This window comes from Mesorhizobium sp. M0862, from assembly GCF_040319795.1.
Lineage (GTDB): Bacteria > Pseudomonadota > Alphaproteobacteria > Rhizobiales > Rhizobiaceae > Mesorhizobium.
Genome location: NZ_JAMYOJ010000004.1, coordinates 358,553 through 384,227 on the forward strand (window position 1 = coordinate 358,553; position 25,675 = coordinate 384,227).

The window sequence follows — 25,675 nt, forward strand, 5'->3', positions numbered from 1 at the left end:
GTCCTTGCCCAGTACCCCGGGGGCCGGCGCTTCTGGAGGTATCGCGTTGTCTTCCACAACAGCCATTAGGCTCCCCAATCGCTCACTTCGCAATCTCGACCAGAGACGGGGAGCGCATGGCGGCTCCCCGATCCGTTTTGGTCTTGCCTTAGCGGATGCCGTCCTTGGCGAGCGCCAGGATCGCCTTGGCCTTGTCGGGCGAGTCGATGAACAGCGGCCCGGTGTAGGCGTTGTTCTGCGGCCAGAAGCCATGTGTGGCATGCTCGACCAGATAGATCACCGGCAGGTATCCCATCAGATATTGCTGGGCGTCCATGCCGAAGCCCATTTCGCCGGCGACGACGGAATCCAGGACTTCGGGGCTGATGTCGAAGGTGTAGAGCTTGATCTTGCCGAACAGTTCCTTCTGCCGGAAGAACGGGATCAGCGGATTGGCGGCGGTGGCGCCGAGCGCAAACACCGCCTGGGTGTCGGGATGCGCCGACAGATAGGCCTCGGTGCGGCGCTGGATGTCGGCCGGATCGGGCGACACGGTAAGCACCTCGGTGCCGCCGCCTGACGGCTTCAGCCCGTCATTCAACCCCTGGCAGCGCTGGTCGAGGCTGACATTGCCGACCTCGTGGTTGATGCAGACGACTTTGAGCGTGCCTTCCTTGGCCAGCCGCTCGCCGGCCTTCTTGCCGGAATCATATTCGGAGACTGTGCCGACGTAGAGAGAGGTGCCGAGTTCGGCGCCTTCCTTCTCGCCGGAATCCAGAACGACCATCGGAATGTTGGCGGCAAGTCCGGCCTTGACCGATTTACCAAGCGCATTGGCGTCGGCAATGGAGACGGCGATGCCGTCTGGATTGGTGGCGATGGCCGCGTCGAGCAGGCGGGCCTGCTCGACCACGTCGAACACTTGCGGCGCATAATATTCGACCTTGGCGCCGGTGAGCGCCGCCGCATCGTCGACGCCGCGCTTGACCACCGACCAGTAGGGATCGGAGGCCGAGCCATGCACCACGAAGGTGATGCGGACATCCTTCGGGTCCTTCAGGCCCGCGGCTTGCACGACATCCGCCAGCATACTCATCGAGACAAGCGCGCCGAGCGCCAGTTTCAGAACAGTCTTCATGTCATTCTCCCATTGTCGTTGCAGTTCCAATTCCCTCTTTGCGCCTCGGCCGACCGGATCGGCTTACGGTGCTGCCCGGGTGGCCGCTTTGCGGGCCTTTGCCGATGTCGATGCCCCGAGCCGTGCACGAAGCTCCTCGCGCAGCGGCTTCATGCCGATGATGTCGATGTCCTGCACGCCGAGCCAGTCGCGAAAACCCTGGTCCCGGAAGAGTTCATATTCCTCGGTGCGGACATAGGCGGAGCGCGGCTCGATCAGTTCGAGCTCGCCCGGCGCGTTGAAGTGCAGGCAAAAGAAGGTCAGGCCTTCGCGCACCCCTTCGACCAATGCCTTGTAGGCGGGCTCTATCGGCTTGGAGCGTGGACGGCCCCAGGTCGTCTGAATGGCGGCGTCGAAGATGACAAAGCCCTTAGCGCGGGCTTCAGTGACGCCGCGCTGGAACGCCGCTTCGGTGACGCCGACGAGATTGTCGTTGGGCGAATAGGCCGACAGCGTTTTGGTCAACAGCACCGGCAGCCGATATTCCAGGCCGAGCTTGATGTAGACGTCGCAAAACTCGGGCGACAGCGCTGCCCCCATATGGGCATCAAGATGAGTGACGTCGATGCCGGCGCGGTAGGCGGTGTCGATCTGGGCGCGAAGCTCGGTTTCCACCGCTTGCGGTGCTGCCTTGCGGCGGGTGGTCGCGACATCGGGCCAGAAATAGCCGAACTCGTCCGTCAGGCCGGCCGCGCGCGACGGCGACGTCAGCGGCCGCCATTTGTAGTGCTGCTTTTCGCTGTTCAGCGTCAGGTGGACGCCGAGATCGAGCCGCGGATTGGCGGCTGCCGCTTCGGCCATCTCAGGGAACCATGGGCACGGCACCATCACGGCGCCGGAGCTGCAGGCGCCCAATGCGGTCAGTTCGAGGAAGGCGCTGTTGGCGCCATGGCACATGCCGACATCGTCTTCATGCAGGACGAGCTGTCGCGTCATGGACGGCCACCGTTTTGCCGGCCACCATCTTGCCGGCCACCATCTTGCGGGCCACCATCTTGCCGGCACGCCGGTTTCGAGGGTCTTCCAAAGTGTGTCCCGTGCTGCATGGAACCGACCGTTTGCCCAACTGGACGCGATGGAACGCCCAATGCGGGCTTTCCGACAGGGCCACTTCGACGAATTCGGATGGGTACGATTTTTCCGCGGGCCTGCGTTCTGGAATGCCGATTTCATTCGCTATGCCCACAGTCGGCGCTAAACGCCGCTCCGACGTGAGCAGGATGGCTTGGTCAGATCGCAGCGGAGTGGTTCTTTCAAACGGCGGCCGCAGGCGTACTGCTTTCATACCATCAGCGATGTGGGAGACTTGCCATGTACACTGCCGGCGAAGAAGAGATCGAAGCCATTGCCAGGGTGATCCGCTCGGGTGCGCTGTTTCGCTATGGCAAGAACAGCGAGTGCAACCGCTTCGAGGCGCGCTATGCAAGGCATCTCGGCGTCGAGCATTTCGCGCTTGCCGCCAGCGGCACCTATGGGCTCGCCGCCGGCCTGATCGGCCTCGGCATCGGCCCGGGCGATGAGGTGCTGGTGCCGGCGCACACCTATATGGCGACCGCCACAGCAGTGCTGTCGGTCGGCGCCATTCCGGTCATTGTCGATATCGACGAGAGCCTGACCATCGACCCGGCCGCTCTGCGCGACGCCATCGGCCCGCGCACCAAGGCGGTCATCCCGGTACATATGTGGGGTGCGGCCTGCAACATGAACGCCATCATGGACATCGCTAAAAAACGCGGTCTGCTCGTGCTGGAAGATGTCTGCCAGGGCATTGGCGGCGGCTATGAGGGCAGGAAGCTCGGCTCCATCGGCCATGCCGGCGCCTACTCCTTCAACTACTTCAAGAACATCACGTCGGGCGAGGGCGGCGGCATCGCCACCAGCGATCCGAAAGTGGCCGAGCGCGCGCGCTGCGCCATCGACCCCTGCCACTTCTACTGGCAGGGCCGCAGCGACAGCATCAAGCCGTTCGCCGGCATCGGCGCGCGCGCCTCGGAATTGATGGGCGCGATGCTCAATGTCCAGCTCGACCGTCTGGACGGCATCATCGAGGCGATGCGGGCGGAGAAGAAGAAGGTGCTGGCCGGCACGCGCCATCTCGGCAATCTCGGCCTGACGCCGTCGCCGATGAACAGCCCCGACGACGATTGCGCGGCACAGGCAATGTATCTGCTGCCCAGCGAACAGGCGGCGCAGACTTTTTCGAAGACCATTCCGAGCGTCATTGCCGGCCAGACCGGCCGCCACAATTTCACCCAGTGGGACCAGGTGCTGATGCATGAGGGCGCGCATCATCCGGCGCTCAATCCGTACACGCTGCCGGAAAACAAGGGCCTGCGGCTGACCTATGCCGACGACCTCGGCAAGGGTTCTCTCGACATCCTCAACCGCACGGTGATGATCGCGATGAATCCGGCGCATGGCGACGCCGACATCGACGACATGATCCATAACATCGATGCGGCGGCCCGTGTGGCGCTGGAGAATGCCTCGCTGGACGATGTCGAGGTGCGCAAGGCAGCGCCCGTCGATCTGCAGAAATTCGATAGTGTGAATTGAAGCGCTCAGCGCTGGATCGGCCTATTGCCGGTCCAGCCGCATGAAGGCAGCGCGCAACGCCAGCACCGCGCGCAGGATCTGGCGTTCGTCCATCGCGGCATAGCCGAGCAGCAGGCCGTGTTCCGGCTCGCTCGAATGGTAGTTGATCGAGATGCCCTGCACGTCGAGGCCCTCCTTGACGGCAGCGGCGACGACGTCACTGTCCTTGTAGGGTCGGACAAAACTGGCCAGCAGTTGCATGCCGGAATCGTTCTCGGTCACTGTCAGCCATTCGGCCAGATGCTCCTGGCACAGCTTGACGAAATTGGCTTGCCGGCGCGCATAAAGGCGGCGCATGCGTTTCAGATGTGTGGCGAAATAGCCTTGCGTGATGAAGTCGTTGACCGTCGCCTGCAGGATCAGCGGCGCGAACTGGCCGGTGATCGAGACGGCACGGTCGAAGGGCACGGACAGTTCGCGGGGTACGATGAGATAGCCGATGCGCAGCGCCGGGATCAGCGTCTTGCCGAAGGAACCAATATAGACGACGCGGTCGGCATGATCGAGGCCGCGCAGCGCCGGCACCGGCCGGCCGCGATAACGATATTCGCCGTCATAATCGTCCTCGACGATCCAGGCGCCGTGGCGTTCCGCGATGTCAAGCAGCTGCAGTCGTTCCTCGATGCGCATGATGGTGCCGAACGGCCACTGGCAGGATGGCGTCACATAGATGAGGCGCGGCGGCGGCAGCTCTGGGTCTGCGAGATGCCATCCAAGGCGATCGACCTTCAAGGGCGCAAGCTGCGCGCCGCTGGCGAGAAAGGCGCTCTTGGCGCCGAGATAGCCGGGCTCCTCCATCCAGACATGATCGCCTTCGTCCATCAGCACGCGCGAAGCGAGGTCGAGTGCCGCCTGCGCGCCGGTGACGATGATGACCTGGTCGGCGGTGCAGTTGATGCCGCGCGACAGGCTGATGGTCGACGCAATGGCCTGGCGCAGACCGGGATGGCCGGCAAAGGAGATATAGCCGAGCAAGTTCTCGTCGCGGCTGCGCGCATTGCGCACCAGAAGGCTGGACCAGATGGTGAAGGGGAAGGAGGCGGTTTCCGGCACGCCGGGATGGAAGTTGATGACACCGGCATTGCGCGGCGGCTGCGGGCCGTTGACGATGGTCTGACCGCGCCGCGAGAGCTTTTGCGGAGCGGCAAGCCCGGCGCGCAGCGCGGCCGGCGGGCGTTTCTGCTGGATCGGCGCCACCCAGGTGCCGGACCCGGCGCGCGCCTCTATAAACCCTTCGGCGAGCAGCTGGTCGTAGGCGGCGATCACCGTGTTTCGGCCGACCTTGAGATCCTCGGCCAGCGAGCGTGTCGATGGTAGCAGCGTGTTCTGCTGGATCTGGCCGTCGAGGATGAAGCGCCGCAGGGCGCCATAGATCTGTCGGTGCATCGGTTCGTCCGAGCCGCGGTCGACCGACATGATGTCGAGGGAAAGGCGCATGTGGTCGGCCAAGCTAGTCTCCGACGAGCCTGGCTGCGCGCGCGATCTTTTCTTCGTTAAGCAGGCAAACGGTCTCGAGCACCAGCCGTCTGGTTGCGGGACGGACCTCACGGCTGTTCTTCAGCGCGCGGTGAACGGTTGCCGCGCCGAGTTCCGCCTTCTCGGCGATCTCACGGATGGTGCAAAGCCGTTCCATGCCGAGTGCCGCCTCGAATGCCATGTCGCTCCTCCATCCGCATCAAGGCATGCCTCGTCGCCAGCCTCAAGCTTGAAACGCCGGGCCGGCAACTCGGGGGCAAAAATTTCGATGCCAAGAACTGTGCGATCCGCGCCGCCAAGGGAGGGCGGCGGCGCGGATCGCCGGGCGCTTTCGCGTCGCTACCCCTACCGAGGCGCGCGCCCAACCGGCCCAACCACCAGCCCCCCGGCGGTGGTTAGGCCAAGTCTCGTATCGCGACGTCGAACCCGGCCGCGCAGGCCGATTTGAGAAGCGAAGCGTAACCTTTCGTGGCATAGGTCAAGGGGTGTGCCTTGGCCGGATCCTGCTCGGCCTCGACGACGATCCAGCCTTCGAAGCCGCGCTTGGCCAGCGGCTTCAACAGCGACAGGAAATCGACGGAACCGTCGCCGGGCACAGTGAAGATTCCTTCCATCACTGCCGCCATGAAACTCATGTCCTCGCGCCGTGCCTTCTCCAGCACGGCCGCGCGGACGTCCTTGCAATGGAAATGCACGATGCGGTCGAGATGCCGGTTCAGGAGGGAGGCCGGGTCGCCGCCTGAGAACAGACAATGGCCGGTATCGAACAGCAGGCCGACGCTCTTGCCGGTTGCGGCTATCAGCCTGTCGACCTCGTCATCGCTCTCGACGATGGTGCCCATATGGTGATGGAAAGCCATGCCGACGCCGAAGGCAGCCATGCGGTCGGCGAGTTCGGTCAGCTTCTCGCCATAGGCGGTCCATTCGCCGTCAGCGAGGCGCGGACGCTGTGAGATCGGCGCGAAAATGCCGTCATGACGGCCGCGCGAGGTGTCGGCATAGACGACGACCTTGGCGCCGAGGTCGCGCAGCAGGGTCAGATGCGAGGTGAGGGCGGCGAATTCCTCGTCGACCGTGCGGTCCAGAATGCGGCCGTCATACCAGCCGGAGACGAGCTCCAGTCCGTAAGAAGACAGGATCGGTCCAAGCTCGTCGCTTCGCCTGGGGAATTTGCCGCCGAGTTCGGTGCCGCGATAGCCGGCCTGCCTGGTTTCCGACAGGCATGTCGCGAGCGGCGTATCGCCGCCGAGTGCGGGAACATCGTCATTGCTCCAGGTGATGGGATTGATGCCGATCTTGACCGTCATGCCGCTACTTCAAAGGGCTCGGGGAAACACAAAGCCGAGGCCGGCAAACTGAGGGGAAAGAGGACCTGTCACTAGGTCCAGTTGAGGTGAATTTGGTAGAGCCAATCGGGAGCGCTAAAGCGCGTCCCGTTTGAACGGACTAAGTCGACGCGCTTAGGTCTTTGCATGTCGTTGTCTCAAAACCGGCGCCACTTTTGAGCGACATGCATTAATCCTGCTGCGGCCTTCCGAAGGCCGCGCGCAGTTCGTCCTTGGCGTCCTCGAGCACTTTCCGGCGCGCCTGCGGCAGGTTCTTGCCGGCGCGGTTGATGTAGAAATTCAGCATCGACATGGCCGACTGAAACGGCTCGGCCTTGCGGCGGTCGCTGTGCTCGGCCGAGCGCTTGAGCGAGGCCGCGATCTTCCTGGCGTCGTCGGCTTCGAAGATGTGGTCCTCGAGGTCCATCGCATCGCTGTGCTCGGTCACCTCGGCCGACCATTTCTTTTTCGCGGTCATGACAAACTCCTTCCTGTCGCAAAAACTCGGGCAGGCCGCCGCCGGTTCCCGAGAAAGTCGCCGGGCCGCTGGAGCCACGGATCATGGCCCTGTGGCGCTGCCCGTCGCGGTGAATGCGCCGATAGTGGCGACACAACGGTCGACTTCCCAGGACCGTAGACAGGAAACGCCTTGACCCCGATCGTCGCCAATCAGGCGGATAGCCCCGGCATCGACAGCAGCTACGCCTGGATGCGGCTTGCCATCTCCATGCTGCTGGCGACGATCGGTGCAGTCGGCATGTGGGCCGTCGTCGTCGTGCTGCCGGCCGTGCAGGCCGAGTTCGGCGTTGACCGCGCCGCGGCATCGATGCCCTACACCGCAACCATGGTCGGCTTCGCCGCCGGCAATGTGCTGGTTGGCCGCGCGGTCGATCGCATGGGGTATTGGATCCCGGCACTGCTATCCTCGGTGGCTCTCGCCGCCGGCCTGCTGCTCGCCGCGCTGTCGACCTCTATCCTGCAATTCACCCTTGCCCAGGGCGTGCTGATTGGTGTCGGCACATCGGTGATCTTCGGGCCGCTGATCGCCGACATCTCGCACTGGTTCAACCATCGGCGCGGCGTCGCCGTCACGGCGGCGGCTGCTGGCAACTATCTCGCCGGAGCGCTCTGGCCAACCATCATGCCGACACTGATCAAGGCGGAAGGCTGGCGCTTCACCTATGCCGGCATCGGTGTCTTCTGCCTGGTCACCATGGTGCCACTGGTGCTGTTGTTGCGGCGCGCTGCTCCGACGGCGGCTGCCGCCGGTTCGCCCGGAAGCCGGCCAGTGCAGTCGATTTCGCTGTCGCCGGCGGCGTTACAGGTGCTGCTGATCGTTGCCGGTCTCGGCTGCTGCGTGGCGATGTCGATGCCGCAGGTGCACATCGTCGCCTATTGCATGGATCTTGGCTACGGCATTGCGCATGGCGCCGACATGCTGTCGATCATGATGGCGGCGGGCGTCGTCAGCCGGCTTGCCTCCGGCTTTGTCGCCGACCGCATCGGCGGCGTGAAAACCCTGCTTATCGGTTCCGTGCTGCAATGCCTGTCGCTTTTGTTTTACATCCCGTTCGACGGGCTTGCCTCGCTCTATGTGGTGTCGCTGGTGTTCGGCCTGTCGCAAGGCGGCATCGTGCCTTGCTATGCCATCATCGTGCGCGAATACCTGCCCGCCAAGGAGGCCGGCCAGCGTATCGGCATCGTCATGATGGCGACCATCTTCGGCATGGCGATCGGTGGCTGGATGTCGGGCTGGATCTACGACCTGACTGGCTCTTACGCCGCCGCGTTCCTCAACGGGATCGCGTGGAACTTGCTGAACATAGTGGCCATCGGGCTGCTGCTGTGGAAAGCAAAACGCAGTGCTGCCCTGATGGCTTAGGAAGGCAGGATTGCCCTGTTGCTTGACAAGGGCGATTGGCTGCGCGACGCCAGCAGGCGAGTGGGTGCGGCAGCAGCCGGTTGGCATGGTGGCAGTGGAAAAGCTGGACATGGTTTCGCAAGGGCGCAGCGGCCGGGGCCCGGCACGTGGAGGATGTCCATGACCAAGCCGCGCTCGCGTCGTGGGGGCGGCCGCCCGACCCTATCAGATGTGGCGCGCAAGGCCGGCGTCGGCGCCATCACCGTGTCGCGGGCGCTGCGCGAACCGGAACGCGTCAGCCAAGATCTGCGGCGCCAGATCCAGGCCGCCGTCGACGAACTCGGTTATGTCCCGGATCCCAATGCACGGGCGCTGGCCTCGGCGCGCGCCGATGTGTTCGGCGTGCTGGTGCCGTCGCTGACCAACAACGTCTTCGCAGAAGTGGTGCGCGGCATCTATGACAGCCTGTCGGACGGCCCGTTCCGCGTCCAGCTCGGCAACACCCATTATTCCGGCCTCGAGGAGGAGCGCCTGCTGCAGGTGTTCGCACCGCAGCGCCCGGCGGCGCTGATCGTGGCCGGCATCGACCAGACGCCGACCTCGCGAAAGCTGCTGGAGAGCGCGGGCTGCCCGGTGGTGCAGGTGATGGAGACCGGGCCCGATCCGGTCGACATGCTGGTCGGCTTCTCGCATTTCGACGGCGGCCGCACCGCGACCGAGCATCTGATCGAGGCGGGCTACCGGCGGATCGGCTTCATCGGCGCACGCATGGACCCGCGCTCGCAGCGGCGGCTTGCCGGCTATCGCGCGGCAATGGAGAAGGCCGGCCTGTTCGACCCGCGGCTGGTCACCACCACGCCGCTACTGTCCAGCGTGACGCTCGGCCGCGAGCTGCTTCGCGATGCGCTGGCCAAGATGCCGGCGCTCGACGGCGTCTTCTGCAACAATGACGACATCGCGCTCGGCGTTTTGTTCGAATGCCATAGCGCCGCGCTCAACGTGCCGAAAACAATCGGCATTGTCGGCTTCAACGACCTCGAAATGATGCAGGCGGCGTTCCCGCCGCTCACCAGTATCCGCACCCCTCGCTATGAAATCGGCCGTCGGTCTGTCGCCATGGCGCTGGCGGCGATCGCAGGACGAAGGCCTGAGCAGCGGGTCGTCGATCTTGGTTTCGAACTCAAGCCCCGCGAGAGCACCGCACGCTGAACACGCTTTGGCCGGCCTCAGCAAATGGTGCTTTACACAACGTCATGGTAGCGCTACCATTTTCGTCGGGCAGACGTTTTGATGAAAGGCCGCCCCTGTTTATTATACATAAGCAACAGCTCATGCTTGTTTATTATGTATAATATGCTAGTTTCGTTTCTCGCCTGTGAAGCGGCGAGGGGGAGGGGATCGGGCCGGCTTCGGCCCTTGAGACGTGGCGCCGGCCAGGCTGGAGGGCCTTCGGCAGGCGTGGAAACACACCACGACAAACAGCATCAAATAAACAAGCAGCAGCAAACAAAACTACAACTGGGAGGAATATCGATGATCAAGTCACTTGTTGGTGGCATCGTTGCCGCCACTGCATTCGTCATGCTGAGTTCGTCGGCCATGGCCGACCCGGAAGTTGTCAAGGGCCCGTCGGCTGAGCCGGATTGCTTTGCGCCCTGGGCGGCCGATACGCAGTTCTTCAAGTTCCCCAAGAAAGACGGCCCATACCGCATCGCGCTCGCCAATGGCTATATCGCCAACACCTGGCGCATCCAGATGGTGCAGACCGCCAAGGCCTATGCGGCCCAGCCGGAGGTCGCCGCTAAACTGAAGGAATTCAAGGTCGTCTCGACCGGCGAGGACGTGCCGGCTCAGATTTCGGCGATCAACAACTTCATCGATTCCGGCTATGACGCGATCGTCGTCAACGCCCAGAACCCGACCGCTTTCGGGCCGGTCATCAAGCGCGCCAAGGAAGCTGGCGTCATCCTCGTCGCCTTCGACAATATTCTCGATACCAAGGACGCCATCAACGTCAATGTCGACCAGAAGGGCCTTGGCGAATTGTGGGGCAAATGGCTGGTCGGCCATGTGCCGAATGGCGGCAAGGTGCTCGAAGTGCGCGGCGTTGCCGGAACTTCCGTGGACACCGACCGTCACAACGGCATCCATGAAGCGCTCGATGCCTCCGGCAAGAAATGGGACGTCACCGAGGTGGTCGGCAAATGGGACGACGGCGTGGCGCAGAAAGCCACGGCCGACGCCATTGCCACCAACGGCCCGTTCGACGGCATCACCGGGCAAGGCGGCGACACCGGCATCGTGCAGGCGATGATCGATGCCAAGCATGCTTTCGTGCCGTTCGGCGGCGAGACCGAGAACGGTTTCCGCAAGTTCTGCGCGGCACATGCCGGCGACGGGCTGAAATGCTCATCGGCCGGCACCGGTCCGGCGCAGGTCGCGGTCGCCATCAAGACGGCGATTGCCGCGCTCGAAGGCAACGTTGTGCCGCAAGCGGTGAAGCTGCCGCTGGCGATCGTCGAGGACCCGAACTTCAAGGCCGGTCAGGATTTCTTCCCCGACCAGTCCGACAATTTCTTCGTCGGCAATTCCTTCCCGACCTGCGGCATCAATTTCACCGCGCAGGAAATTATGGGCCAGACCAAAGCTGACCAATAGGGCTGACCAATAGGCGGCATATCCGGCGCCGCGGGATCTCCGCGGCGCCGGCCACTCGATATCCCTTGAAGTCAAACTGCCTCGGGAGGGCCGATGGACGGTGCGGTTCCGCTCTTCCGGATGGAAGGCATATCCAAGCGCTATGGTGGTGTGCGGGCGCTGGAAAAGGCCGAGCTTTCGGTCTCGTCCGGTAGCATCCACGCCATTCTCGGCGAAAACGGCGCCGGCAAATCGACGCTGATCAAGGTCATGGCGGGCGTCGTCGCGCCCGACGAAGGCCGCATGATGCTGAACGGCAGCGAGGTGACGTTCGCTTCGCCTGCTGCTGCAAACAAGTCCGGCATCGTCTGCATCTTCCAGGAGCTGTCGCTGGTTCCCGAACTCAGCGTTGCCGACAACATCGTCATCTCCGATCCGCCGAAGCGTTTCGGCATGATCGACCGCAAGGCGCAGCGCCGCATTGCCGAGGATGCGCTGGCACGCGCAGGTGCGGCCGACATCCATCCATTGGCGCTGGTCAAGGATCTTCCGCTTTCAAGAAGACAGATGGTCGAGATCGCCAAGGCATTGGCCAGGAAGCCGCGCATCCTGATCCTCGACGAGGCGACCTCGGCCCTGACCGCGACGGACGTCGCCAGGATATTCAGCGTGCTCAAGCGATTGCGCTCGGAAGGGCTGGCGCTGCTTTACATTTCGCACCGCATGAACGAGATCGCCGAGCTTGCCGACCACTGCACGGTGTTTCGCAACGGCCGCAATGTCGCCAGCTACAAGGCAGGCACAAAGAGCGACAACGAAGTCGTCGAACTGATGATCGGGCGCGAATACAGCCATATTTTCCCGCCGAAACCCGCGCGCGCTGCCGCCGCCGCCGTTCCTGTGCTGGAGGCGCGCAAGCTGTCCTGGACGGACCGGCTGGACAATGTCTCGCTGACCGTCGGGGCAGGCGAGGTCGTCGGCCTTGGCGGCCTGGACGGCCAGGGCCAGCGCGAATTGCTGCTTGCCTTTTTCGGTGTGCTGCGCGGCCTCGGCGGCCAGATCCTTATCGACGGCAAGCCTGTTTCGATCGCCAGCCCCCAAGCGGCGCGCGACGACCGCATCGGCATGGCGCTGATCCCGGAGGACCGCAAGACCGAAGGCCTGATGCTGCCGATGACGGTGCGCGAGAACCTCTCCTTTGCCGCCCTAGACCGGCTGTCCAAGGCCGGCATCATCGACCGCGCCGCCGAACAGCGGCTGATCGACGACATGGTCGGGCTGCTGGCGATCAAGACGGCCGGCCTCGACATTCCGGTCGGTGCGCTGTCGGGGGGCAACCAGCAGAAGGTGGTCATCGCCAAATGGCTGATGCGCCAGCCGCGGATCATCCTGCTCAACGATCCGACGCGCGGCATCGACGTCGGCACCAAGCAGGAACTCTATCAACTGATGCGCAAGCTGGCGGATGCGGGGGCGGCGATCCTGTTCTATTCGACCGACTATGACGAACTGATCGGCTGCTGCGACCGCGTGCTGGTGCTCTATGACGGCGCGGTCAAGCGCGAGCTGGTCGGGGCCGAGATCACCGAGCGGGCGCTCATTGCAAGCGCGCTCAACATCCACGGCGATGACGGCGGCGCGAGAGACGATGCCGGCGCAAGACAGGGAGCGGACGCGTGAAAGAGTGGCGCTACTGGCTGGCCGAGCAGCGCGGAACACTGATGGCACTCGGCATATTCATTGTCATGTTCGTCATCTACACCTCGAACCATCCGGCGGGCTTCACCGCCAATGTCGTGCAGACGGCGTCCAACAAGGGCGTGCTGCTCGCCTTCGTCGCCATGGCGCAGACACTGGTCGTGATCACCGCCGGCATCGACCTCTCCGTCGGCATGATCTTCACGCTGACCAATTGCCTCGCCTCCTGGCTGGTCATCGGCACCGGCCTCGAGACCGCTTTCGGCGTCATCGCCGTGCTCGGCACCGGGCTCCTTTGCGGGGCGATCAACGGCGCCATCGTCATCTACGGCCGCCTGCAGCCGATCGTCGCCACGATCGCCACGGGTGCGGTCTATTTCGGCATCGCGCTGCTGCTCAGGCCGTTTCCCGGCGGTTCGGTCAACGAAGGTCTCGCCGACGCGCTGACCGGACGCCTGTTCGGCGTGATGCCGGCGAGCCTGGTCGTGCTGCTCGCCGTCGTGCTCGTGGTCTGGGTACCGTTCAGCCGCTCGGTGCTCGGGCGGGCGGCCTATGCGGCCGGCTCGTCGGAGACGGCGGCCTACATGTCCGGTGTGCCGATAAGGCGCGGCAAGTTCGCTGCCTACGCGCTCGCAGGCCTGTTGGCCGCGATCGGCGGACTGTTCCTGACCTTCTTCACCTATACCGGCGATGCAGCCTATGCCAGCGGCAACGCCTATACGCTGTTTTCGATTGCCGCCGTGGTGCTGGGCGGCGTCTCGCTGTTTGGCGGCAAGGGCAGCGCCATCGGCGCCATCTTCGGCGCGCTGGCCTTCCGCACCATCGGCGACCTGTTGTTCGTTTTCGATTTCGATCCGCTATGGCAGCCGCTGTTCCAGGGCGTTATCCTGCTGGTCGCGGTCAGCCTTGGCGCCTTTGCGCTGTTTCGGGTCCGCAACCGGCTGGAGTGGTTCCTGTGAGCGAAACGACATTGGGCGGTATCGCCGGCCGCATGCCGAAATTCATCCGCCGCGCCGATCCGGCGGTGCTGACGGCCTTCGCCTGCATCGTGCTGTTGCTGTTCCTAGGCAGCCTCTATTCCAGGAGCTTTCTGTCGCCTGAATATCTCTTGCAGCAGCTCAAGGTGGCCTCGTTCCTCGGCGTCATCGCCACAGGCATGATGCTGGTCATCCTGCTAGGCCAGATCGACCTGTCGGTGCCGTGGGCGGTGGCGGCGGGCGCGATGATGGCGTGTGCGGCCGCGGCCTATGGCCCGATCGGTGTGGCGCTGGCCATCCCGTTCGGCATCTTCTGCGGGGTGCTGATCGGCATCGTCAACGGCTTTGGCGTCGCCTATTTGCGCATACCCTCGATGATCATCACGCTCGCCACCAACGCTGTCGCGCAAGGGCTCATGGTCGTTTATACCGGCGGCTACTCGCCACAGGATTCGGCCACCGGCGCCATGCGCTATCTTGCGACAGGTTTTACCATTCCTGGCGTGCCTAACGCCGTCATCATCTGGGCGCTGATTGGTGCCGCGATGGTGTTCGTGCTGTCCCGCACCAGCTTCGGCCGCACCGTCTACGGCATCGGCAACCGCGAGCGTGCCGCCTATCTCTCCGGCATCGATACAAGGCGCGTGGTGATGATCGCCTTCGCTATCTCAGGCGGGCTGTCCGCCTTTGGCGGGGTGCTTCTCGCCGGCTATGCCTCCAAGGCGGCGCAATCGATGGGCGATGCCTATCTCTTGCCGTCGATCGCCGCCGTGGTTCTGGGCGGCACCTCGATCCTGGGTGGCCGCGGCTCCTATCTCGGCACCGTCGCCGGTGTCATCCTGATTACGCTCCTGCAGTCCATCCTCTCGGTCATGCAGATGCCGGAGGCGGGGCGGCAGATCGTCTATGGCCTGGTCATCGTTGCCATGCTCCTGCTCTACGGCCGCGCGCCGGCAAGCCGCTGACCGTGGACGAAAAGACGGCACAGGCGCCAATGGGCGCTACCGGCTCAGTGCCTCGGGCCATTGTGGTGATGGGCGTCGCCGGCTGCGGAAAGTCGGCTGTCGGCAAAGCATTGGCAGCAGAGGAAGGGGCCGTCTTTGTCGAAGGCGACAGGCTGCACCCGCCCGAAAACGTCGCCCGCATGGCGAGCGGTGAGCCGCTCACAGATCAACTGCGTGAGGGCTGGCTCGATGCCATTGGCGAGCGGATCGCGGACCTGACCGGCAGCGGCCAAAGCGTGGTTGCCGCCTGCTCGGCGCTGAAGCGCAGCTACCGCGATCGTCTGAGCGGCTTCCGCCGGGACATCGTTTTCATCTATCTGAAGATCGATCCCGCTACCGCCAAGCAGCGTGTCGCCAGCCGCAAGGGGCATTTCATGCCGGCAAGCCTGGTCGAAAGCCAGTTCGCCATCCTTGAACCGCCTGGCGCCGACGAGCGGGCGCTGACGGCCGACGCCACACTTCCAGTGGCTGAAATCGTCACCGCCGTTGCCAGCCTGCTGGCCGGCGCAAAATCATGAACCACCCTCGTCGGGCAAGGCGGTTTCCGGCCGTTCGGTGAACCGGTCATGGCCTGACCAGACCATCATTTGCTCGGGATAGAGTTTCAGCGCCTCCAGCAAGCGGTCGCGCTTGAGCAATATGTACTCGGCCTGAAGCGCCATGTTCTTGGCGCCGCCGGCTCTGGTCGCGGGCTCGCCGGCCTCTGCCGGGGCCGGCACCAGTTCGGGACTTAGGACGGCGCGGTATTGGCGGAACGGATCGGTCTCGAAGGTCGACATGGAAAACAGCGCCGCCTTGCCTCTGGCAGCGAAATTCGTCGGCGCCGAAGCCAGGTGGGTCCAGCCGCTCTCGCCAAGGCCGACTTCGGTGAATGTCGAGCCGGCATGCACCGTGTTGGTCACCAACACCACGCCGTTGCTGCCAAGGATCTTCTGGATCCGGCCGGTGACCTGGTAGGCGTCACTGCGGTCGAACACGATCCGGCTTTTCAGGAAACGGTTCTCGACCCGAACCATCGGCGGGTTCAGGAAGCGCAAGCCGAAGGTCGAATCGGATATGCCGTGAGCCCTGACGCTGAGCTGGTGTGTCTCGATGCCGGCTTCATGGAGAGCGCGTTTGCCGATGATGGTCTGGGTCGTGAACTGATCGCACCAGATGATAGCGCCGTGGCCGCGCTTCAGCGCCGCTTGCAGGCCTTCCAGGCCCTCCAGCCGGATATCAGGTGACCAGCGGCGGCCGATGAGATGCGCGGCAAGTAGCAAACGCCGGCGGTGGTTGGCGCAGAGCAAGGCCCTGAACTGCCTTTGCGCATCGATGCCATTGCCGAGCACGGCGCGCGTCGCGGCAGCGTAGCGCACGAAATCCTTGCGGATATGGCGCTTGAGGCGCAGCCCCGATACGCGGCTGCAGATCGCGGCCCACCAATTGACCGGTAGCAATGCCGCGACCCCGAGATAAAAGGCGGCCAGCAGCAGCTCGCGGAGATCCCTGTTGTTGAAGGTGCGCAACTTGCCGGCGCGGACCTGCTTGCGGCTGAAGAAGCGAACATTCTCGGCGCGTTCGGGCACCAGGATGTCGGCGATGATTTCCGTATGATAAATGACGGCGGAAGATGGTGTCCGGTCGGCTTTCCGGGATTTTCCCAACCACGGCAGCCTCATCCGATCGGTGTCCACCTGTTCTTGCGTGCGTCCGGAAATCGCTTTACTGCGTCTGCCACGGGCGCGCAATCGGCGCCGACAAGGCCATGGTGAACGCCATTCAGGGTTCGAACTTGAAACAGGCCCTATCGGTAGCACTTCCCCAACTGGCGCCCTGGCGGCCGGCTGCGGTGGCGCTGATGGCGCCGGACCGGCCATCCCTGAGCTTTGCCGGCCTCGCCAATCTTGTCGACAAGCTCTGCGGCGATCTCGCCAGGCGTGGCGTTGCCCGCGGCACGGCCGTCGGCATCGTCTTGCCCAACGGCCCGGAAATGGCGGCCTGTTTCCTGGCGGTCTCGGCGTTGGCGACGGCGGCGCCGCTCAATCCGGCTTACGGCGAAGACGAATTCCGCTTCTATCTCGGCGATCTCGATGTGAAGCTGCTGCTGTGCGGACAAGGCATGGGCGATGCGGCGCGCAACGCCGCAAAGGGGCTCGGCATTGCGGTGCTCGACGTCGTCGTGACTGACGGCGCCAAGGCCGGCGAGTTTCTGCTGGCGGGCGACGCCGAGGTGGAGGCTGCCAGCGAGGCTCGCCTCGACGATATGCAGCTCAACGGGCCGGACGATTTCGCGCTTGTCCTGCACACATCGGGAACCACGGCGCGGCCGAAGATCGTCGGCTTGCGGCAGCGCAATCTGCTGGCATCAATGGCCAACATCGCCCGCACCTTGGCGCTTTCGGCAGACGATATCTGTCTCAACGTGATGCCGCTGTTCCACATTCACGGGCTGATGGCGGCGCTCAGCGCACAGCTGGCAGTCGGCGGCGCTGTTGTCTGCACGCCGGGCTTCAACCCGCTAAAATTCTACGGCTGGCTGGGCGACTTCAGGCCGAGCTGGTACAGCGCGGTGCCGACCATGCATCAGGCGATCCTGGCGCGCGCCGCCCGCAATGGCGAAACCATCGCGGCTGCGCGGCTGCGCTTCATCCGCTCGTCTTCGGCAGCGCTTCCCGACACCGTGTTCCGCGACCTCGAGCGCGTCTTCGGCTGTCCGGTGGTCGAGGCCTATGGCATGACCGAGGCGGCGCACCAGATGACATCCAATGGCCTGCCGCCTGCGCGCCGCAAGCCAGGCTCGGTCGGCCTGCCTGCGGGTCCGCAGGTGACGATCCTGGACGACAAGGGGACGATCCTTCCGGCGGGTGAAAAGGGCGAGATCGCGGTGCGCGGCGCCAACATCCATGATGGCTATCTCAACAATCCGGTGGCCAATGAAGCTGCCTTCAGCGATGGCTGGTTCCGCACCGGCGACCAGGGCCTGATCGACGAGGATGGCGATCTGAAGATCACCGGGCGGCTGAAGGAGATCATCAATCGCGGCGGCGAAAAGATCTCGCCGCTCGAAGTCGACAATGTCCTGCTCGATCATCCGCTGGTGGCGCAGGCGGTGACCTTTGCCGTGCCGCACGCCATGCTCGGCGAAGAGGTGGGTGCGGCCATCGTGCTGGCCGAGGGCGCCACCGCCGATGCCGAGCAGATACGCGATTTCGCGCGCAGCCGGATCGTCGAGTTCAAGGTGCCGCGCCACATCCTGTTTCTTCAGGAGATACCCAAGGGTCCCACAGGCAAGATCCAGCGCGTCGGCCTGGCCGGCAAGCTCGGCCTGGTCTGAGGACTCTCATTTGAGCATGATCTTGTCCGAAAACCGGTTCCCACTTTTCGGGACTATGCTCTAATTTAGATCTGCGATGTCAGCTCGACCGGAAAATCATCATTGTCGGCGTCGCGCATGGCGGCGAGGCTGCGATTGTCCAGCACTTCGGCGATCGCCTGGCGCACTTCCAGCATCATGTGCCGGACTTGGCAGGTCGCCTCGTCGCAATCCTCGCAGCGCTGGTATTGCGTGCGGCTGGCGCAGGGTATGGGAGCGAGCGGGCCGTCCAGCACGCGCACGACGTGGCCGATCTTGATTTCGGAAGCCGGCCGGGCGAGGCGATAACCGCCTTCCTTGCCCTTGCGACTGAGGACGAAACCGGCATTGCGCAGCTCGCCCAGAATGGCATCCAGGAATTTCTTCGGGATGTTGTTGGCGATCGCGATGTCGTTGACGAATGCAAGCTGGCCGACCGGCAGGCCGGAAAGATGCACGAGGGCCTTGAGGCCGTATTTGCCTTTTTTGGTAAGCATGCCCGCTTCAGTTCATGAAAACCCCAACCACCCGCATCTGGCGGTTGTTTGTGTGCAAATCATGACGTTTCGCCTGAACAACCCGGTTTCGCGTAGAACAAGCCGCCCGATTGCACGTTGGGCACAAAGGCGTTGATTCTTTGTAACGTTTTTCGCCGATCGCGACAGATTCCGCCTGAAGCCGTTTGTCGGCGCGCGAAAACGAAGAAGCGGCAAAGCGCCGGCTTTCTTGTGAGGTGAGGTCGAACGCTGCTGATATCAGCGGCTGCCATAGGTCTGGTCGAGCAGACCGCCGGCGGCGAAGTGCTCCTTCTGTACCTTGTCCCAGCCGCCAAAGACGTCTTCCACAGTCAGCAGGCGGACATCGGGGAAGTCGGCCTTGTATTTTGCCGCGACTTCAGCGTTGCGGGCGCGCAGGCCATTTTCAGCCGCGATGGTCTGGCCCTCGGGCGTGTAGAGGAAATCGAGATAGGTCTTGGCGAGGTCACGGCTGCCGTGCTCGTCGGCGACCTTGTCGACGATCGCCACCGGGAATTCGGCGAGCAGGCTGACCGTTGGCGTGACCTGTTCGAACTTGTCGTTGCCATACTCCTTGCGGATGCCGCGCGTTTCCGACTCGAAGGTGATCAGCACGTCGCCGATCTCGCGTTGCACGAAGGTGGTGGTGGCGGCGCGCCCGCCGGTGTCGAAGATCGGCACGTTGTTGAACAGCTTGGTGACGAACTCCTTCACCTTGGCGTCGTCGCCCTTGAAGGCTTCCTTGGCGTAGGCGGTTGCGGCCAGATAGGTGTAGCGCGCATTGCCCGAGGTCTTGGGGTTGGGGAAGATCACCTGCACGTCGTCGCGCACGAGGTCGTTCCAGTCCTTGATGTGCTTGGGGTTGCCCGCGCGGACGAGAAAGGATGGGAGCGAATAGAAGGGCGAGGCGTTGTCGGGGAAATCCTTCTGCCAGTCGGCGGCGACGAGGCCTTTCTTGACCAGAAAGTCGATGTCGGTGACCTGGTTGAAGGTGACGACATCGGCGCCGAGGCCTTCGGCAATGGCGCGCGCCTGCGCCGAGGTGCCGGCGTGCGACTGGTCGACGGTGACGCCCGGATGGCCGGCGACGAAAGCCTTGTTCACCTGGGCGAACAATTCGCGGCCGACATCATAGGAAGCGTTGAGCAATTTGTCGGCCGACCAGGCCTGCGAACAGGCGAGGATCAGGCCGGCGACAGTGGCGACGCTGAGCAAAAAACGCTTCATGAAAACAGGCTCCGATGTGCAATGCGTTGCCAGAACATAGCCGGGCCGGAGGGTGTACTGCGAGGCACACGGGGCAGACGTATGGCGTTGCAGCGAGAAAGAAATCGCTGAAGCAGGTTATCGGCGAAAATTCATTCCAGCCGAAATGCCGGTGCGTTGGGGTTTTCTGTGGGTTTGCAATTCGAAGCCGAGTGGCATATACAAATGGCATATACAAGTGGAACAGACAGGGGAGGCTGCCATGCCGCGGCACCGTCACTCAATACCACCGCCCAGGGAGGCGAAGTTGTTTCGCAACAACCGCAGTCAGGCGGTTCGCATTCCTGTCGAGTTCGAGCTGCCTGGGGAGAAGGTCCTGATCAGCCGCGATGGCGACCGGCTGATCATCGAGCCGGTCCGTAAACCGGGACTTGTCGCGCTGCTTGCCCAATGGGCGAAAGAGCCGCCGCTTGGTCCTGAAGACGACTTTCCCGAGATCCATGATGCGCCCGTGGGACCCGAGGATATCTTCTGATGCGGTTCATGCTGGACACCAACATTCTCAGCGACATGATCCGAAACCCTGCTGGCAAGGCTGCCAGTACGGCGGTTTGCGCGGGAGACGGTGCCCTCTGCACCAGCATCGTTGTCGCCTCGGAGTTGCGTTATGGCTGCGCCCGCAAGGGATCGGCCAAGCTGCTAGCCAAGGTCGAGCAATTGCTCGCCGAGTTACCTGTGCTGCCGCTCGACGTGCCGGTGGATGCCGAATACGGCGCACTTCGTGCCGAACTGGAAGCAAGGAGCCAGGTCATCGGCCACAATGACCTTTTCATTGCTGCCCACGCCTGCGCGCTGGGGACGACGCTGGTTACGGCCAACACCGGTGAGTTCAGCCGGATCAAGGGCCTGAAGGTCGAGAACTGGCTGGAGTAGCGCCGGCTCAGGTCGCCGGGAAAAGCTTCCAGCGCCTTGGCCTGAACGCCACCCGGCTCTTCTGCGCCGCAGGATGGTCCACAGGCAGTTCGATCTCGACGCGCTGGCGCTCGCCGCCGATTTCCAGTTCGACGCGTCTTGTGCCGGCGACGCGGCGGCTGGCGGCGACCGTGCCGGCGATGCAGCCGCTGCAGCCGTCGAGCAGTTCGATATCGTGCGGGCGGAAGTACAGCGTCGCATCGCCCTCGGGTGCGTGCGGCGCCGACACGCCGATCGGACGGTCGGCGAGCCAGATCTCGCCATTCTCAACCTTGACCGGCAGCATGCTCGATTCACCGATGAAGGAGTAGACGAAGGGCGAGTTCGGCGTGTCGTAGATCTCGTCGGCGGAGCCGACCTGCTCGATGCGGCCCTGGCTCATCACCACGACGCGGTCGGCAAGCTCGAGCGCCTCTTCCTGGTCGTGGGTGACGAAGACGGTGGTGTGGCCGGTACGGTCATGGATCTCGCGCAGCCAGCGGCGCAGTTCCCGGCGCACCTGCGCATCGAGCGCGCCGAACGGCTCGTCGAGCAACAGCACCTTGGGCTCGATGGCCATGGCCCGGGCGAGCGCCACGCGCTGGCGCTGGCCACCCGAAAGTTGCGCCGGATAGCGCTTTTCCAGGCCGGAAAGCTGAACGAGATCGAGCAGTTCGGAGGCGCGTCGGCGGATTTCGGCCGCCGGTGGTCGCGACGGTCCATGCCGCACCTTGAGGCCGAAGCCGATATTGTCGGCGACCGTCATGTGCCGGAAGAGCGCATAGTGCTGGAAGACGAAGCCGACATTGCGCTCCTGGATCGAGCGGTGCGAGGCGTCCTCGTCGCCGAAGAAGATCTTTCCGCGCGTCGGCCGCTCCAGGCCGGCGATAAGCCTCAGCAGCGTCGTCTTGCCGGAGCCGGATGGCCCAAGCAGCGCGATCAGCTCACCCGACTTGATGTCAAGCGATACGTCATGGAGGGCCGGAAACCGGTCAAACTCCTTGCGTACGTTGGCAACGCGAACTTCCATGTAGATCCCTCAGTAATTTGGTGCATGTCGTTGTCGCAAAACCGGTTCCCAGTCTTGGGCGACATGCATTTAGTCAGTGCCCGCGCGTCGCGGCGATCTCGGCGCCGTAGCGCATCTCTAGAAGTGTTTTCAAGACCAGCGTGACCAGCGCCAGGCCGGCAAGCAGCGAAGCGACGGCAAAAGCGCCGACGGCGTTGTACTCGTTGTAGAGGATTTCGACATGCAACGGCATGGTGTTGGTCAGCCCGCGTATGTGGCCCGACACGACCGAGACCGCGCCGAATTCGCCCATCGAGCGGGCGTTGCACAGAAGCACGCCGTAGAGCAATCCCCATTTGACGTTGGGCAGCGTCACGTACCAGAAGGTCTGCCAGCCATTGGCGCCCAGAGAGAGCGCGGCTTCCTCGTCGCCGTTGCCCTGTTCCTGCATCAGCGGGATCAGTTCGCGGGCAACGAAGGGGAAGGTGACGAAGATGGTCGCGAGCACGATGCCGGGCACGGCGAACAAGATCTGGATGCCGTGCGCCTTCAGCCATTCACCGAACAGTCCCTGAGCGCCAAACAAAAGCACATAGACCAGGCCGGAAATGACCGGCGAGACCGAGAAGGGCAGGTCGATCAGCGTGGTTAGAAAAGCCTTGCCCTTGAACTCGAACTTGGCGATCGCCCAGGCAGCCGAAATGCCGAAGACGACGTTGAGCGGAACGGCGATCACCGCCACCAGCAGCGTCAGCCGGATCGCCGAGCGCGTATCGGGATTGGAGAGCGATTCCGTGTAGGCGCCAATGCCTTTCGCCAGCGCCTCGTGGAAGACGATGATCAGCGGCAGCAGCAGGAAGATGGCGAGGAAGGCGAAGGCCACCGCCATCAGCAGCAGCCGCACCGGCCGGCTTTCGGTCACCGCCGCCGACCGGCTCTCGTGATGCGGTTCGTAGGATTTGATCTCGGGGTCAGCCATAGCGCTTGCGACTCCATGACTGCGCCAGGTTGATGACCAGCAGCATCACGAACGACAGCAAAAGCATGATCGCCGCGATCGCGGTGGCCGCCGGATAATTGTACTCCTCGAGCCGGATGACGATCAGAAGCGGTGCGATCTCCGACTTGTAGGGAAGGTTGCCGGCGATGAAGATGACCGAGCCGTATTCGCCGACGCCGCGCGCGAAGGCGAGTGAGAAGCCGGTGATGATGGCCGGCGCCAGGCCGGGAAACAGGATGCGGGTGATGATCTGGAAGCGGTTGGCGCCGAGCGTCGCGGCGGCTTCCTCCACTTCCTTGTCGATCTCTTCCATGATCGGCTGCACCGTGCGCACGACAAACGGCAGGCCGATGAAGACAAGCGCCACGACGATGCCGAGCGGCGTGTAGGCGACCTTGATGCCGAGCGGCGCCAGGAGATGGCCGATCCAGCCATTGGGCGCATAAAGAGTGGTCAGCGCAATGCCCGCGACCGCGGTCGGCAGCGCGAAGGGCAGGTCGACCATGGCGTCGACGACGCGGCGGCCGGGGAAGCGGTAGCGCACCAGCACCCAGGCGACGAGCGTGCCGAAGACGACGTTGACGGCGGCTGCGATGAAGGCTGTGCCGAAGCTGATTTCGAGTGCGTTGATGGTCCGGCGGTCGGTGGCGATCGCCCAGAAATCGGTCCAGCCGAGGGCTGCCGAGCGCCAGATCAGGCCCGACAGGGGGATGAGGATGATGAGCGTGAGGTAGGCAAGCGAGAAGCCGAGCGTCAATCCGAAACCCGGAATGACACTCGGCTGTCTGAATCGCCACCCCGCCTTGGCGGGTGCTATGGTCATGTCGTCCTGATCTAAATCCTACTGGGCCGGCTTGTAGATCTGGTCGAATATACCACCATCGCCGAAATGATAAGGCTGTGCCTTCTTCCAGCCGCCAAAAAGCGGATCGTCGATGGAGATCAGCTTGATTTCGGGCGTCTTCGGAATGTCAGCCGCATCCACCAGCTCGGGCTTGGCCGGACGATAGTGGTTCTTGGCGATGATCGTCTGGGCTTCCTTGGAATAGAGCCAGCCGAGATAGGCTTCGGCGACCTTGCGGGTGCCCTTGGCATCGACATTGGCGTCGACGATCGCCACCGGCGGCTCGGCCAGGATCGAGGTCGGGGGATAGACGATCTCGAAATTGTCGGCTCCGAATTCATTGAGCGCCAGATAGGCGTCGTTTTCCCAGCCGATCAGCACGTCGCCGATGCCCTTTTGCGCGAAGGTGACCGTCGAGCCGCGCGCACCGGTGTCGAGCACCGGAGCATTGGCGTAGAGCTTGCCGACGAATTCCTTGTTCTTGGCTTCGTCGCCGCCATCATTGGCGTTGGCATAGGCCCAGGCGGCAAGGTAGTTCCAGCGGGCACCGCCGGAGGTCTTGGGGTTCGGCGTGATCACCTGGACGCCGTCCTTGACCAGATCGCTCCAGTCGTGGATGCCCTTCGGGTTGCCCTTGCGGACCAGGAAGATGATGGTCGAGGTGTACGGCGCCGAATTGTTCTCGAACTTCTTGCGCCAGTCCGGGTTGATCTTCTTCGACTTGGTGACGATGGCGTTGATGTCGCCTTCGAGCGCCAGCGTGACCACATCGGCATCGAGGCCGTCGATCACGGCGCGGGCCTGGGCGCCGGAGCCGCCATGCGATTGCTGGATGGTGACCGTCTCGCCGGTCTCGGCCTTCCAGTGTGCGACGAAGGCTTCGTCATAGGCCTTGTAGAGTTCGCGTGTCGGGTCGTAGGACACGTTCAGAATGGTCGTATCGGCAAACGCGAAACCGAGCGTTCCGAACTGGATCGATGTGGCGACCAGTGCGCCGAGCAGTTTCTTGAAATGAGGTTTGGTCATTCCCGCCTCCGTTGATGACGGCTGAACTCTATCGAATTGATAGAAATTAGATGCATTCAACGTTGCCTTTTTTGTCCATTCGAAGGAAATTTTCGCCGATATTGGGTTTCGGAAGGAAATATTTTCCTCATATTGGTCTAACCCAAATCCGCCGGTTTGACGCTATCTAGGAGCCGACACCGCAGAAGCAAGGCCGAGCGAGGGAAGGCTCGGTGTTGCACCGGGCGGTTCAGCCCGCAGTGATAGGAAAATCGAAGCGCAGCTTTGGAAACGGCTCATCCCGAAGCGTGTAGTGCCACCACTCTCGCGCATAATTCTTGAAGCCGCCGGCGCGCATGGCGTCGAGCAGCCTTTTGCGGTTTGCCGCCGCTTCTGCCGCCAATGGGCGATGTGCGGTTTCGCTTGCCGGGTCGAAACAGTCGAAGCTGGTGCCGAAATCGAGCGTGCCGGCGCCGGCCGCGCCGCAAGCGGCGGATGACTTATTCTTGCCGTCGCTGCGGGCGATGGCGATATCGACGGTCGAGCCGCGCGAATGGGTGGACAATTCGCCGATATAGCCCTTGGCGATGAGGTCGCCGCGCTGCACCTGAGGGTACCATTGCGGATCGGGCGGGCCGCCCTCTCTGGTCCATTTGCCCATGTCGGCAACGGCGCGGGCCGGGCGGTAGCAGTCGAAGACGACCAGCGTCAGGCCATCGGCGGCGAGCGCTTTCTGGACACCGGACAGCGCTTGCGCAGCTTGCTTCGTGAGGATGCAGATTGGGGCGTCGTAGCCATCGGCCTTGCGATGCAGGAAATTTTCCAGGCCGGCATAGCGGATGTCCTGGCGGATCGAGGGATCGACATCGGCCAAGCGGACGAAGCCGGCGGGCAGGGGATCGGCGTCGGCGGGGGAGCAAGTCGAAACGAACATGGATAGGGCTAAGGCCAATCCTCGATGCAAGCGCTTCGGCACACCCCCCTCGGGGGGGGGGGGGGGGGGGGGGGGGGGGGGGCGGGGGGGGGGGGGGGGGGGGGGGGGGGGGGGGGGAGCACCCCCCCCCCCCAAACGGAGAGGGGGG

Annotated in this window: 26 protein-coding genes; 11 read left to right on the forward strand and 15 right to left on the reverse strand. The window is 63.6% G+C overall.

Features of this window, described 5'->3' with window-relative positions; translation table 11 throughout:
* Positions 1 to 148 precede the first annotated feature (148 nt).
* The 3 genes from NKI15_RS08800 to NKI15_RS08810 all read right to left on the reverse strand — a co-directional run bounded on the left by NKI15_RS08800 (position 149) and on the right by NKI15_RS08810 (position 2,441).
* Entirely contained in the window at positions 149 to 1,117 is a 969-nt protein-coding gene (locus NKI15_RS08800; RefSeq protein WP_023705619.1) for a rhizopine catabolism ABC transporter substrate-binding protein, read from the reverse strand.
* Positions 1,118 to 1,180: 63 nt separating this feature from the next.
* Positions 1,181 to 2,092, reverse strand: coding sequence for a polysaccharide deacetylase family protein (locus NKI15_RS08805; RefSeq protein ID WP_023705618.1), 912 nt, complete (start codon positions 2,090 to 2,092; stop codon positions 1,181 to 1,183).
* On the reverse strand, positions 2,067 to 2,441 hold the full coding sequence (locus NKI15_RS08810; RefSeq protein ID WP_352886015.1) for a hypothetical protein: 375 nt from the start codon (positions 2,439 to 2,441) through the stop codon (positions 2,067 to 2,069). The genes NKI15_RS08805 and NKI15_RS08810 overlap by 26 nt, the downstream gene beginning before the upstream one ends.
* 26 nt (positions 2,442 to 2,467) lie before the next feature.
* On the opposite strand from NKI15_RS08810, the gene NKI15_RS08815 reads away from it, so the two are divergent.
* Positions 2,468 to 3,712 carry a DegT/DnrJ/EryC1/StrS family aminotransferase gene (locus tag NKI15_RS08815; RefSeq protein ID WP_023705616.1) on the forward strand — a complete coding sequence of 415 codons (1,245 nt, stop codon included), beginning with the start codon at positions 2,468 to 2,470 and terminating at the stop codon, positions 3,710 to 3,712.
* 21 nt (positions 3,713 to 3,733) lie between these two features.
* On the opposite strand, the gene mocR is transcribed toward NKI15_RS08815, so the two are convergent.
* From mocR to NKI15_RS08835, 4 genes are all read right to left on the reverse strand, one after another.
* Positions 3,734 to 5,200, reverse strand: a complete 1,467-nt coding sequence (gene mocR, locus NKI15_RS08820) for a rhizopine catabolism transcriptional regulator MocR (protein WP_245261866.1) — start codon at positions 5,198 to 5,200, stop codon at positions 3,734 to 3,736.
* A gap of 1 nt (position 5,201) precedes the next feature.
* On the reverse strand, positions 5,202 to 5,408 hold the full coding sequence (locus NKI15_RS08825) for a LacI family DNA-binding transcriptional regulator (protein WP_023705614.1): 207 nt from the start codon (positions 5,406 to 5,408) through the stop codon (positions 5,202 to 5,204).
* A 214-nt stretch (positions 5,409 to 5,622) separates the two neighbouring features.
* On the reverse strand, positions 5,623 to 6,534 hold the full coding sequence (gene iolE, locus NKI15_RS08830; protein WP_023752959.1) for a myo-inosose-2 dehydratase: 912 nt from the start codon (positions 6,532 to 6,534) through the stop codon (positions 5,623 to 5,625).
* Positions 6,535 to 6,742: 208 nt separating this feature from the next.
* Positions 6,743 to 7,030, reverse strand: a complete 288-nt coding sequence (locus NKI15_RS08835; RefSeq protein WP_023673065.1) for a DUF3175 domain-containing protein — start codon at positions 7,028 to 7,030, stop codon at positions 6,743 to 6,745.
* Positions 7,031 to 7,261: 231 nt separating this feature from the next.
* Between NKI15_RS08835 and NKI15_RS08840 the strand changes: the two genes are divergently transcribed.
* From NKI15_RS08840 to NKI15_RS08870, 7 genes are all read left to right on the forward strand, one after another.
* Positions 7,262 to 8,434, forward strand: a complete 1,173-nt coding sequence (locus NKI15_RS08840; protein WP_050589864.1) for an MFS transporter — start codon at positions 7,262 to 7,264, stop codon at positions 8,432 to 8,434.
* A gap of 159 nt (positions 8,435 to 8,593) precedes the next feature.
* Positions 8,594 to 9,622 (forward strand): HTH-type transcriptional regulator GntR, encoded by a 1,029-nt coding sequence (gene gntR / locus NKI15_RS08845; RefSeq protein WP_023682222.1) that lies wholly within the window; start codon positions 8,594 to 8,596, stop codon positions 9,620 to 9,622.
* 324 nt (positions 9,623 to 9,946) lie between these two features.
* The gene (locus NKI15_RS08850; RefSeq protein ID WP_023682221.1) at positions 9,947 to 11,071 is read left to right on the forward strand and encodes a sugar ABC transporter substrate-binding protein; all 1,125 of its coding nucleotides are present in this window, start codon (positions 9,947 to 9,949) and stop codon (positions 11,069 to 11,071) included.
* Positions 11,072 to 11,164: 93 nt separating this feature from the next.
* A complete protein-coding gene (locus tag NKI15_RS08855; protein WP_023714808.1) occupies positions 11,165 to 12,730 on the forward strand; it encodes a sugar ABC transporter ATP-binding protein in 1,566 nt (521 codons plus the stop codon).
* A complete protein-coding gene (locus NKI15_RS08860) occupies positions 12,727 to 13,707 on the forward strand; it encodes an ABC transporter permease (RefSeq protein WP_023725417.1) in 981 nt (326 codons plus the stop codon). The genes NKI15_RS08855 and NKI15_RS08860 overlap by 4 nt, the downstream gene beginning before the upstream one ends.
* The gene (locus tag NKI15_RS08865; protein WP_023673071.1) at positions 13,704 to 14,690 is read left to right on the forward strand and encodes an ABC transporter permease; all 987 of its coding nucleotides are present in this window, start codon (positions 13,704 to 13,706) and stop codon (positions 14,688 to 14,690) included. The genes NKI15_RS08860 and NKI15_RS08865 overlap by 4 nt, the downstream gene beginning before the upstream one ends.
* 2 nt (positions 14,691 to 14,692) lie before the next feature.
* Positions 14,693 to 15,247, forward strand: a complete 555-nt coding sequence (locus NKI15_RS08870) for a gluconokinase (RefSeq protein ID WP_023725416.1) — start codon at positions 14,693 to 14,695, stop codon at positions 15,245 to 15,247.
* On the opposite strand, the gene NKI15_RS08875 is transcribed toward NKI15_RS08870, so the two are convergent.
* Positions 15,242 to 16,390, reverse strand: a complete 1,149-nt coding sequence (locus tag NKI15_RS08875) for a hypothetical protein (RefSeq protein WP_023725415.1) — start codon at positions 16,388 to 16,390, stop codon at positions 15,242 to 15,244. The two genes, NKI15_RS08870 and NKI15_RS08875, sit on opposite strands and share 6 nt — an antisense overlap.
* Before the next feature lie 86 nt (positions 16,391 to 16,476).
* Here NKI15_RS08875 and NKI15_RS08880 point away from each other — a divergent pair, with 86 nt between their 5' ends.
* On the forward strand, positions 16,477 to 18,045 hold the full coding sequence (locus NKI15_RS08880; RefSeq protein ID WP_352446066.1) for an acyl--CoA ligase: 1,569 nt from the start codon (positions 16,477 to 16,479) through the stop codon (positions 18,043 to 18,045).
* 65 nt (positions 18,046 to 18,110) lie between these two features.
* Here NKI15_RS08880 and NKI15_RS08885 read toward each other — a convergent pair whose 3' ends face one another.
* Together NKI15_RS08885 and NKI15_RS08890 are read right to left on the reverse strand one after the other, a co-directional pair.
* Positions 18,111 to 18,560, reverse strand: a complete 450-nt coding sequence (locus tag NKI15_RS08885) for an RrF2 family transcriptional regulator (RefSeq protein ID WP_023673075.1) — start codon at positions 18,558 to 18,560, stop codon at positions 18,111 to 18,113.
* 258 nt (positions 18,561 to 18,818) lie between these two features.
* Entirely contained in the window at positions 18,819 to 19,805 is a 987-nt protein-coding gene (locus NKI15_RS08890; RefSeq protein ID WP_023746962.1) for a sulfate ABC transporter substrate-binding protein, read from the reverse strand.
* Positions 19,806 to 20,046: 241 nt separating this feature from the next.
* On the opposite strand from NKI15_RS08890, the gene NKI15_RS08895 reads away from it, so the two are divergent.
* Both NKI15_RS08895 and NKI15_RS08900 read left to right on the forward strand, forming a co-directional pair.
* On the forward strand, positions 20,047 to 20,319 hold the full coding sequence (locus NKI15_RS08895) for an AbrB/MazE/SpoVT family DNA-binding domain-containing protein (RefSeq protein ID WP_023746961.1): 273 nt from the start codon (positions 20,047 to 20,049) through the stop codon (positions 20,317 to 20,319).
* Entirely contained in the window at positions 20,319 to 20,717 is a 399-nt protein-coding gene (locus NKI15_RS08900; protein ID WP_023696188.1) for a type II toxin-antitoxin system VapC family toxin, read from the forward strand. Before NKI15_RS08895 ends, NKI15_RS08900 begins: the two co-directional genes overlap by 1 nt.
* A 7-nt stretch (positions 20,718 to 20,724) precedes the next feature.
* Here NKI15_RS08900 and NKI15_RS08905 read toward each other — a convergent pair whose 3' ends face one another.
* The 5 genes from NKI15_RS08905 to NKI15_RS08925 all read right to left on the reverse strand — a co-directional run bounded on the left by NKI15_RS08905 (position 20,725) and on the right by NKI15_RS08925 (position 25,527).
* Positions 20,725 to 21,765: a sulfate/molybdate ABC transporter ATP-binding protein gene (locus NKI15_RS08905; RefSeq protein ID WP_023739911.1), complete on the reverse strand. Its 1,041-nt coding sequence runs from the start codon at positions 21,763 to 21,765 to the stop codon at positions 20,725 to 20,727.
* 73 nt (positions 21,766 to 21,838) lie between these two features.
* Positions 21,839 to 22,723 (reverse strand): sulfate ABC transporter permease subunit CysW, encoded by an 885-nt coding sequence (cysW, locus tag NKI15_RS08910; protein WP_023690809.1) that lies wholly within the window; start codon positions 22,721 to 22,723, stop codon positions 21,839 to 21,841.
* Entirely contained in the window at positions 22,716 to 23,567 is an 852-nt protein-coding gene (gene cysT / locus NKI15_RS08915; RefSeq protein WP_023687973.1) for a sulfate ABC transporter permease subunit CysT, read from the reverse strand. Before cysT ends, cysW begins: the two co-directional genes overlap by 8 nt.
* 18 nt (positions 23,568 to 23,585) lie before the next feature.
* Positions 23,586 to 24,614, reverse strand: coding sequence for a sulfate ABC transporter substrate-binding protein (locus NKI15_RS08920; protein ID WP_023673082.1), 1,029 nt, complete (start codon positions 24,612 to 24,614; stop codon positions 23,586 to 23,588).
* Positions 24,615 to 24,843: 229 nt separating this feature from the next.
* On the reverse strand, positions 24,844 to 25,527 hold the full coding sequence (locus NKI15_RS08925) for a M15 family metallopeptidase (protein ID WP_023746960.1): 684 nt from the start codon (positions 25,525 to 25,527) through the stop codon (positions 24,844 to 24,846).
* Positions 25,528 to 25,675: the final 148 nt, after the last annotated feature.

What these genes read in the sequence shown, in the direction of transcription:
- NKI15_RS08810 (WP_352886015.1), bottom strand. Translation starts at nt 2,441, where the DNA reads ATGAAAGCAGTACGCCTGCGGCCGCCGTTTGAAAGAACCACTCCGCTG.
- NKI15_RS08840 (WP_050589864.1), top strand. Translation starts at nt 7,262, where the DNA reads ATGCGGCTTGCCATCTCCATGCTGCTGGCGACGATCGGTGCAGTCGGC.
- NKI15_RS08855 (WP_023714808.1), top strand. Translation starts at nt 11,165, where the DNA reads ATGGACGGTGCGGTTCCGCTCTTCCGGATGGAAGGCATATCCAAGCGC.
- NKI15_RS08925 (WP_023746960.1), bottom strand. Translation starts at nt 25,527, where the DNA reads ATGTTCGTTTCGACTTGCTCCCCCGCCGACGCCGATCCCCTGCCCGCC.
- NKI15_RS08850 (WP_023682221.1), top strand. Translation starts at nt 9,947, where the DNA reads ATGATCAAGTCACTTGTTGGTGGCATCGTTGCCGCCACTGCATTCGTC.
- NKI15_RS08835 (WP_023673065.1), bottom strand. Translation starts at nt 7,030, where the DNA reads ATGACCGCGAAAAAGAAATGGTCGGCCGAGGTGACCGAGCACAGCGAT.
- NKI15_RS08805 (WP_023705618.1), bottom strand. Translation starts at nt 2,092, where the DNA reads ATGACGCGACAGCTCGTCCTGCATGAAGACGATGTCGGCATGTGCCAT.
- NKI15_RS08800 (WP_023705619.1), bottom strand. Translation starts at nt 1,117, where the DNA reads ATGAAGACTGTTCTGAAACTGGCGCTCGGCGCGCTTGTCTCGATGAGT.
- NKI15_RS08895 (WP_023746961.1), top strand. Translation starts at nt 20,047, where the DNA reads ATGCCGCGGCACCGTCACTCAATACCACCGCCCAGGGAGGCGAAGTTG.
- NKI15_RS08880 (WP_352446066.1), top strand. Translation starts at nt 16,477, where the DNA reads ATGGTGAACGCCATTCAGGGTTCGAACTTGAAACAGGCCCTATCGGTA.
- cysW (WP_023690809.1), bottom strand. Translation starts at nt 22,723, where the DNA reads ATGGCTGACCCCGAGATCAAATCCTACGAACCGCATCACGAGAGCCGG.
- NKI15_RS08905 (WP_023739911.1), bottom strand. Translation starts at nt 21,765, where the DNA reads ATGGAAGTTCGCGTTGCCAACGTACGCAAGGAGTTTGACCGGTTTCCG.
- NKI15_RS08815 (WP_023705616.1), top strand. Translation starts at nt 2,468, where the DNA reads ATGTACACTGCCGGCGAAGAAGAGATCGAAGCCATTGCCAGGGTGATC.
- NKI15_RS08920 (WP_023673082.1), bottom strand. Translation starts at nt 24,614, where the DNA reads ATGACCAAACCTCATTTCAAGAAACTGCTCGGCGCACTGGTCGCCACA.
- iolE (WP_023752959.1), bottom strand. Translation starts at nt 6,534, where the DNA reads ATGACGGTCAAGATCGGCATCAATCCCATCACCTGGAGCAATGACGAT.
- gntR (WP_023682222.1), top strand. Translation starts at nt 8,594, where the DNA reads ATGACCAAGCCGCGCTCGCGTCGTGGGGGCGGCCGCCCGACCCTATCA.
- NKI15_RS08875 (WP_023725415.1), bottom strand. Translation starts at nt 16,390, where the DNA reads ATGAGGCTGCCGTGGTTGGGAAAATCCCGGAAAGCCGACCGGACACCA.
- NKI15_RS08900 (WP_023696188.1), top strand. Translation starts at nt 20,319, where the DNA reads ATGCGGTTCATGCTGGACACCAACATTCTCAGCGACATGATCCGAAAC.
- NKI15_RS08825 (WP_023705614.1), bottom strand. Translation starts at nt 5,408, where the DNA reads ATGGCATTCGAGGCGGCACTCGGCATGGAACGGCTTTGCACCATCCGT.
- NKI15_RS08890 (WP_023746962.1), bottom strand. Translation starts at nt 19,805, where the DNA reads ATGAAGCGTTTTTTGCTCAGCGTCGCCACTGTCGCCGGCCTGATCCTC.
- NKI15_RS08885 (WP_023673075.1), bottom strand. Translation starts at nt 18,560, where the DNA reads ATGCTTACCAAAAAAGGCAAATACGGCCTCAAGGCCCTCGTGCATCTT.
- cysT (WP_023687973.1), bottom strand. Translation starts at nt 23,567, where the DNA reads ATGACCATAGCACCCGCCAAGGCGGGGTGGCGATTCAGACAGCCGAGT.